At 38.4% G+C, this 8,784-nt stretch carries 7 protein-coding genes; 5 read left to right on the top strand and 2 right to left on the bottom strand.

Annotated elements, in window-relative coordinates; translation table 11 throughout:
• Positions 1-532 precede the first annotated feature (532 nt).
• From ACEN33_RS11195 to ACEN33_RS11185, 3 genes are read left to right on the top strand one after another with little or no spacing between them, the layout of a single operon-like run.
• On the top strand, positions 533-1,861 hold the full coding sequence (locus ACEN33_RS11195; protein WP_407094199.1) for an ATP-binding protein: 1,329 nt from the start codon (positions 533-535) through the stop codon (positions 1,859-1,861).
• Between the two features lies 1 nt (position 1,862).
• Positions 1,863-3,977, top strand: a complete 2,115-nt coding sequence (locus tag ACEN33_RS11190; protein WP_407095115.1) for a DEAD/DEAH box helicase — start codon at positions 1,863-1,865, stop codon at positions 3,975-3,977.
• 20 nt (positions 3,978-3,997) lie between these two features.
• The gene (locus ACEN33_RS11185; RefSeq protein WP_407095114.1) at positions 3,998-5,404 is read left to right on the top strand and encodes a tellurite resistance TerB C-terminal domain-containing protein; all 1,407 of its coding nucleotides are present in this window, start codon (positions 3,998-4,000) and stop codon (positions 5,402-5,404) included.
• Between the two features lie 37 nt (positions 5,405-5,441).
• Here ACEN33_RS11185 and ACEN33_RS11180 read toward each other — a convergent pair whose 3' ends face one another.
• Together ACEN33_RS11180 and ACEN33_RS11175 are read right to left on the bottom strand one after the other, a co-directional pair.
• Positions 5,442-6,296 (bottom strand): DegV family protein, encoded by an 855-nt coding sequence (locus ACEN33_RS11180; RefSeq protein WP_407095113.1) that lies wholly within the window; start codon positions 6,294-6,296, stop codon positions 5,442-5,444.
• A gap of 91 nt (positions 6,297-6,387) precedes the next feature.
• The gene (locus ACEN33_RS11175) at positions 6,388-6,651 is read right to left on the bottom strand and encodes a metalloregulator ArsR/SmtB family transcription factor (RefSeq protein ID WP_338487613.1); all 264 of its coding nucleotides are present in this window, start codon (positions 6,649-6,651) and stop codon (positions 6,388-6,390) included.
• 511 nt (positions 6,652-7,162) lie between these two features.
• Between ACEN33_RS11175 and ACEN33_RS11170 the strand changes: the two genes are divergently transcribed.
• A complete protein-coding gene (locus tag ACEN33_RS11170) occupies positions 7,163-8,077 on the top strand; it encodes a nuclease-related domain-containing protein (RefSeq protein ID WP_407094203.1) in 915 nt (304 codons plus the stop codon).
• Positions 8,061-8,336: a hypothetical protein gene (locus tag ACEN33_RS11165; RefSeq protein WP_407095112.1), complete on the top strand. Its 276-nt coding sequence runs from the start codon at positions 8,061-8,063 to the stop codon at positions 8,334-8,336. Before ACEN33_RS11170 ends, ACEN33_RS11165 begins: the two co-directional genes overlap by 17 nt.
• Positions 8,337-8,784 lie beyond the last annotated feature (448 nt).

Genomic DNA, 8,784 nt, shown 5'->3' with positions numbered 1-8,784 from the left:
TTTTTGGTTCACTAAAAATTTCAACGTATGACGGATTGTCTACAAATATTTAGTCTTTATACCTTTGAGTCTACGATTATTATGACAGAAATAAACTTAGTTCACGAATGAAATGAGTGTGGCTCAGTTTGTCCACGTTCATAGGACCAGTATAGAACGAGCGGTTTGTCCTGAGTTGCTCCAACTCAAGCCAAATGGAGATACGGTTTGTCCTGAGTTACCCCAACTCAAGCCAAATGGATGAGCGGTTTGTCCTAAGTTGCTCCAACTCAAGCCAAATGGATGAGCGGTTTGTCCTAAGTTACCCCAACTCAAGCCAAATGGTCGAGCGGTTTGTCCTGAGTTACCCCAACTCAAGCCAAATGGCGATACGGTTTATCCTAAGTTGCTCCACCTCAAGCCAAATGAATCATTGGTTTGTCTCCAGTTCCATTCGCAAAAAATCCGCCTACAAAGACAGAACAAACGTTTGGTTTAAGCCTTGTGTTATGCTATAATCGGGGCGTATAGTTTTTAAAAGGGAGTGTATTTAATGGCGGTGAAAGTTAGACGTAAAGACGCAGATAATATTATTAAAGCTTTGGAGGCAGGTGTCGTTCCAACAAGAGGGATTGAACATCTATTAGTGGGCCGACGCAACGAAGTGGAAGAAGTTATTCGTATCTTAGAATCTGTTTCAGAAGGAAATAGTGATTTGCGAATTTGGGTTGGAGATTTTGGTAGCGGGAAAAGTTTCATGCTACAAACCATTCAAAATTTAGCTCAACAAAAAAACTTTGTGAGTTCAACGGTTGATTTAACACCGAACCGTCGATTATATGCGAGTGATGGTAGTGCCGTTGCCTTATATAAAGAAATTATGAATAATTTAGTTACTAAAACAGCGCAATCCGGTAATGTTTTAAACACAATTATCGAAGAGTGGCTGATGACTGTTTTTCAAAAGGTTGGGGCAGGGAAAGGCATCAGTCAAGCTGATATGATGGATCCGAAGTATGCGACTGATGTTGAAAATACCATTCTAGATATTACTACCTCTTTCAAATCTGTCGGCTTATCTTATGAATTAGGCCAAGCTTTAATCAAATACTATCACGGCTTAATTAACAATCAACGCCAGCTAACGGTTCAAGCAATACGCTGGTTACGAGGAGATATTCGCACAGTCACCGAAAGTAAAAAAGAGCTTGGGATTAACCAAATTATTAAAGATGATAATTGGTATGACGCTCTGAAAACAATGGCTGAGTTATTCTTAGATATTGGTTACAGTGGCTTTGTGGTGAATTTTGATGAAGCGGTTAATTTATATAAATTAGCGAATGGAATTTCTAGAGAACGCAATTACGAGCGTGTGTTAAATATATATAATGAGTGTAAATCAGATGTGGCACGGGGATTATTTGTAAACTTCGGAGCGACTCGTAAGACAGTTTACGACCAACGCCGTGGAATGGCGAGTTACGGAGCTCTTCAAGGAAGACTCGGATTAGAAGAAAGTTTAGATTCTGAATATATCAATACAGACCGAACAGCTTTGGCTTTGAAACCTCTAACGAATGAGGAAATTTATACGTTATTAGCAAACTTACTCAATGTGTATCAAGTGAATTACGGTATAGAAATAGATTTTCCTGAAGCAGAAATTATTCGCTATATGGAAGCCCAATTAAACCGACCAGGTGCTGCAGAATTTTTAACACCGCGGGCTGTCATTAAAGATTTTATGGAAATACTCGCGATCATGCGTCAAAACCCAGGAGTGAAAGCTTCAGAGGCGCTTGAGAGTAAATTTGGTGAGTTAAGCGCACCAGTAGAAAAAGATGAAGACGATCATGACGATATCATCGAGGTAATTTAATATGGATGCTTTCTCACGTTTGAACCGCTCACTAAGAGAGTATATTTATCAAAGTGGCTGGCAAGAATTGCGACCTATTCAGAAAAAGGCGATTACCTTTGCCCAAGAAAGTCCAAATAACTTTGTGATTGCTGCACCGACGGCTTCAGGAAAGACTGAAGCGGCCTTCTTACCTGCGATGAATAGTATTGAAGATTGGGATACGGGCGTTCGAATAGTGTATATCTCACCTCTTATAGCCCTAATTAACGACCAATTCAAACGCTTGATGTCTTTGTGTAGTGAGATGGGTATTACCGTTACGAGTTGGCATGGTGAAGCCAATTCGTCCAAGAAGAAGAAATTACTGAAGAAACCGAATGGTATCGTGTTAATTACGCCGGAGTCAATTGAAGCAATGCTCGTTGGACGACCGCATGAGGCTCGGACATTATTCTCTGAAACAGATTGGATTATTATTGATGAAATCCATAGCTTTTTAGGTGAGAACCGAGGCATACAATTGCAATCTTTATTAAATCGTTTAGCAACTTATACGCAAAGAGAACCACGTTGTATAGGTCTTTCTGCCACACTTAATCAAGATGACTACATTAATTTGAAGAGCTTTTTTCAAAATCAACGCGATACGAGTATCATTGTTGATAGAGGTGCGAATGAAAAGGAGCACCAAGTGTTTTATTTTCCTAAAGCAAAAGGGGATATGCATTCTTTCAAACAAGAGATGGATGTGATTTATCAAGCTTCTTTGAAGGAGTCGATGTTAGTTTTCCCAAATAGTCGTAATAAAGTTGAGAAGATCGGGTCTAATTTAAATCAAAGAGCAGAGACGGATATGCGGAATTTCAATTCGTATTTTGTTCATCATGCCTCTTTACCTAAACAAACGCGATTATTCGCTGAAGAATTCGCAAAAGAAAGTCGCGGACGTAAATTTACAATCACTTGTACATCTACTTTAGAATTGGGAATTGATATTGGTTCCGTTGATAGTGTGGTTCAATACGGGGCGCCACCCAATGTGTCGACCCTTTCTCAAAGAATTGGGCGAAGTGGACGGCGAACGGGTGTGAATAAACTGCGCTTTATAGCCAATGAACCTTGGAGTTTACTTCAAGGCTTAGCGACAATTGAATTGTTAGAGGAAGGGCAACTGGATAACACACCTGCCGTGAATAAACCTTATGACGTCTTAGCACATCAAATTATTTCTCTAGTCATTGAACATAATGGGCTAACGCGACCTAATTTATTAACCGAATTAAGACGTGGGAAAGTTTGGGAAAAGATTACGGAAGAGGAAATCAATGAATTAATTGACAGTATGCTGTCCAAAGAATACTTAGAGTTACTCGATAACTTTGAATTGATTTCTGGGTATGAAGCGCAGCCTCTACTTCGAATGGCTGAGTTTTATACGCAATTCTTTACAGAACCGGAACTAAGAGTCTATCACCAGTTGCAACATATTGGAACGATTGCCTTAGAACCAGGCTTAAGACCTGGGGACAATATTTTATTAAGTGGGAAAGTCTGGCGAATTTTGGGCATTGAATTTGAACAGAAACAAGTTCATGTCATGCCTGCGAAAGTCGGGGAAGCTTACTTTGAATCACGGGATCGGCAAGATGTGTCCAATATCGTGAGACAAAGAATGCGAGAGATACTTTACCGGGACGACCAATCTCGTTACAGCGGTGAAATCCGTTCGACGTTAAACCATCTTGCAGATAAGATCGTCTACCGAGATGGTTTTTATTATCAATTAACGGATCAAGGGGACCCGTGGTTAGTCACTTTTCTAGGTTCGAAAGCAAACCGGACACTGGCTTACATGATTGAATTGTTTACCGGCCAGCGCGTTCGAATAAACGACCTACATGCGACCACGTTAATGGGGAAAGATTTGGACCGGACAATGCAGGAAATTCGCGATACACTTGTGACTTATCAGCAATTTTATGATTTCTTTGACCGTGAAGATTCCTTACTCTTAGGTGAAACAAATCATTTAAAATACCAACAGCTTGTCCCACGTTCTTTAATGATCGATTATGTGATTGAAAATCAACTGGACTTGATGACTGTTTTTGCTTATCTTAGTGAGATAGAATAATTTTGAAAGGAGGGTGTTCGATGAAATTCATTCGTTATGACGCCATTAAAAATTGGAAAAGTAATAATCTTGAAGATATATTTGATGTAACCGATGAGATTCCGGAGAAAATCCAATTTGCGAAACCAATTGATAAAGGGATTGATTGGCTAGAATTTGTTGAAGTCGACCGTTATTATGATGAGTTAGTCTATTCGAGTGAGTTTCAAGACCTTGTGACTTCTTTATATTTGGAAGTCATGAAAGCTTTAGAACACCACTTTGAAAAGAGACGAAAAAACTTAAGGAAATTTATGCGACGATCAACGACTTATGCCTTTGATAACAATTACCTGTTCCAAGCCTTGTTTAAGTATTTACGCACACATATTATTTATCATTACCTACCTAGTTATAACACCTATTCAAGTTACGATACTTATTTACTTGAACAAGCCTTTGAACCATCGGATTTAAATGTCATCGGTGCTGTCATGGAGCAATTTTTAAGAGACTTACCACCTGCAAGTCCTGAATTTCGTCAGTTATTTGGACTGACTGAATACGGGACAGAAGAAGTGTGGTGGGACATGGACGGGAAGTACCGTGAGGAAAACGACATGACCCAAGTTCAATTAAATATTATGCAATCAACCACACCAAGGACAACAAAACCTTGGCTAGGTGAGCATAAAGATGAGATTGTTTCCCTCTATTTAAACTATTGGGAAATTATTACTTCTGACAAATGGGAAGAGGGACCTACGCGCAGTGATAAACGCAATCGGTTTATTTACCGTATTGTGAAGCGTCCTTTAAACCCATCTGCTGAGAATAAATATCATCGCTTCATGTCATCCTTATTAAAAATAGCGGAAAATACGATTCGGAAAAAACACAAAATGCGTCAGATTAAAGTTGAGGCCGATGAGGACAATCTTAGCCGTCGCTTCCGTAAGGCGGTATTTGAAGCAATTATGGTTCACAATGCTTCACTGATCGAAGTCGCAACGAAGAAACAGCCGAAAGTTATCCGATTAAATCCAACAAAAATATCCGATTCACAAAAAGACTTATCTTCAGTTGTGAATATGATTAGTGATTTTGTTGGAGAAGATGACTTCGAAGAAGAGCAAGTTGAAGTCGAAGTGAGTGAAGTGACTGAAGTGACTGAAGCTAAGGACCAACCCGTAGATGAAAATCAAACTTACAAAGAATTTGTGAGACGACTTGTAAAGGAAACATCACTCAGCGTGACTGAAGTGACAGAAACATGTCGAGAAAATGGGACGTTACTCAATGCCTTTATTCATGCCGTGAATCAATTTCTATATGATGCTTTTGAAGATCAGGTAGTTTTAGTTGAAGGTGATGAGATTGTTGTCGATGAATTTTATATTGATGAATTAAATGAACTTGTTGAGAATGATTTTTCTGAGTTAGACTAATAAAACCCACTCGGCTGAGTGGGTTTTGTTTTCGTAATTATTCTCTTTCAATTCCTAGAAGACCAATCGCACCAGGTCCACCATGACTTGAGATAACTGCTCCAGTGTCAAACCATTGATCTGTATTCGCATTGTGTTGGCTTAACAGACTGTACACTAAATCCTTATTTTCATCACTCACACCCGGTGAGCCACAGACCATCACTGTATCTGGATCAATGTTATAAGTGTTAAAGAAATCAGCGATCATTTTTTTAATGCAACGGTCAAAGTTACCGCGGTATTTTTTTCCTGACACTAAGTAACCATCTTCGATGACAATGGTTGGGTGAATATTAAGAAGTGCAGCACCATGAAAAGCTAAGTTTGATACGCGTCCACCGGCTTTTAGATATAACAATGTATTTGGTAAAAATATAAAACGCGTACGTTCGCGAATATTTTCAACAAAGGCAATAACATCTTCAGGACTTGCGTCTGGATGATTTTCAATATATTCAGCAGTTGCTTTGATAATGGCAGTTTGGCCAATCGCCACATTTTTGCTGTCAACGAGATGAATATTTTCAAAGTCTTCCGCAGCAATTTTAGCTGCGTTAAATGAGACGGTTGTTACTGCAGAATATGCAATATGAATAATATGTGCATTAGGATATTCCTCAAAAATTTGACGGAAGCATTTTGCATTGTCGTCAGGAGTACTTCCAGCAGTCTTAGGCAGTGTGCCAGTCTTTTCATAGAAATCAAAGACTTCTTCAACTGGGAAAGTACCATCCGGGCGTGTCTCATCTCCCATTGTGACGTGCATAGGAATGATGCGTACACCGTAACGTTCGACTAGCTCTTTGGGTAGATCAGATCCGCTTTCAGCGGTAATAATAAATTTTGTCATAATAGCCTCCATAGGTTATTGAGTTGATAAGCGAACTTTAGTTCATAATACCACAATGTAACGGCTAAAGGAATTCTATAAATGACGAGTATTATAGTATTTCAATGATTTGTTTTATACGGTGGTCAATCAATTTGTAGTAAATTCTCGTTCCTTCTCGGCGTGTTGATACAGCATTTACTTGTTTTAATTTCATTAATTGTTGTGAGACAGTCGATTGCGGTAAGTCTAAGACCTTTTGAATCGAGCCAACACTCATTTCTTCACAGTCAGATAACACCTTCACGAGTGAAAGCCTGATTGGATGACTGATTGATTTAAGTAAATTCGCGCATGCGTCATAATCCATACTCATACTATATCCTCCTTAGTTAAAATTCGTTAATTATAATAAAATTGTAATAAGTTAAATTTTAAGTAAATTAACAGATGGTAAATATAACAAAATTAATATCGTTGGCAATTTCTTCCATGGCTCTGTTTTTAATTTCTTCATTCACTAAGCCGCCAGTATCGTCTAATTTAACTTAAAGTTTACCTGAATATGTGATTGTTACTTTAGTATTTTTCACGAAAAAACATCCAAGTTACAATTTTTTAATATAATTATATAATACTCTAGTGACTCAGATATTGCTATAAAATTATTATATTTAGTGGATATTTTTTTGTAAGAATGTATTTTGAATGGGCGCTGAACATATGCGCTTATTTGAATTATATTAAAACTAGAATATTTTTTTAACATTATTATTAGGTTTTTAAAGGCTGCTTTTTAAGTGGCTTATTTTATTTAACTTTTTTAAAAAAATAAAAATGGAATTCAGTGTTTTTTACGTATCTATATATGGAGGTGAAAATTTTAAATGAGTAAAAAGTTGGAACAGTTATTAATTTGTGGAACTCGTGAAGCACTTTTAAGTAAAGAGATGGAGAAAGAGTTTTATAATTTAGAGCAGGGCTTTCGAGGTGAGAATGAGCAATTGGAGTGGTTCAAAAAGTACGGCAGTGAGCATTGGCATTATGTTTCGAATTATTGGTTTAATCACGGCAAGCTCATGGAAGCGGATATGTTAGTGATTTCTGAACAGGAGTGGCTTGTTATAGAAGTGAAAAATTATCATGGTCTTTTTGAGTATAAGGATAGAGAATGTTATATTAACGGGCGTCTGATGAGTGACGATCAAGTTGCTAAAATGAATCATCGGTTGAATCGGATTCGCCACATTGCTGCCGAAGTGAGCACAGAGATAAAAGTAGTTGGCGCGATGGTGTTTATTAATGAGCATAGTGATGTGCGCTTGAAAAATGGTAATGAATTCGATGTTGTTATGCGTAATCAATTGCAGCGATTTATACGAAAGTTTCGCGAAAGGAATGATTACCCCCTATCGAACCAAAAGTTCGATCGTGTGTCTCGAGTTTTGAAAAAACATCAAGCAACGTCGCCTTTTGTACCGAAATCATTGCCACTCGAATCTTTTGCTGAATTGCGAAAAGGTATTACTTGTAAAGCGTGCGGAAGTTTTGAGACGCAATCTAAGTATAAAAGCATACAGTGTCGTAGCTGCTTAACAACCGAACATAAGCACGAAGCAGCACTGCGAACCGCTTATCAATTACGCTACATGTATTACGACCACCCGGAAATGCTGACACGACGTAATATCTATGAGTTTTGTGGTAAGTTAATCAGCGAACGAACAATTTCTAGAGCCCTAACAAGTCGATATAAGATAATTGGTGCGACGAGCAGCTTGTATTATGATATTCAAATATGAGATAGTGGGTCGTCTTGAGCCAAATGGAATTGCCGTTTATCCTGAGTTAGCTCAACTCAAGCCAAATGGAGTTGCGGTTTGTCCTAAGTTCGGTCAACTCAAACCAAATGGAGTTGCGGTTTGTCCTGAGTTAGCTCAACTCAAGCCAAATGGAATTGCGGTTTGTCCTAAGTTAGCTCAACTCAAGCCAAATGGATTACGGTTTGTCTCTAGTTCAGTCAACTCAAGCCAAATGGAGTTGCGGTTTGTCCTGAGTTAGCTCAACTCAAGCCAAATGGATTACGGTTTGTCCTAAGTTCGGTCAACTCAAGCCAAATGGAGTTGCGGTTTGTCTCTAGTTCGGCCAACTCAAGCCAAATGAATTACGGTTTGTCCTCAGTTGGGTCAACTCAAGCCAAATGAGATTGCGGTTTGTCCTAAGTTCGGTCAACTCAAGCCAAATGAGAATGCGGTTTGTCCTGAGTTAGCTCAACTCAAGCCAAATGGATTACGGTTTGTCTCTAGTTCAGTCAACTCAAGCCAAATGGAGTTGCGGTTTGTCCTGAGTTAGCTCAACTCAAGCCAAATGGATTACGGTTTGGATAAAGCCCATATAATTGTGTAAAAGTAAAAAACCATAATAATCTCTTTGGTACAATGTAGTTGACAGACAAACATTGAAAGGAAGATTATTATGGCTCAATTAAATATTACCTTAAATTTAGAAG

Source organism: Ruoffia sp. FAM 24228, assembly GCF_045528575.1.
GTDB lineage: Bacteria > Bacillota > Bacilli > Lactobacillales > Aerococcaceae > Ruoffia > Ruoffia halotolerans.
Note: the sequence above shows the minus strand (reverse complement) of the source record. Positions and strands in the feature narration are given on the sequence as shown.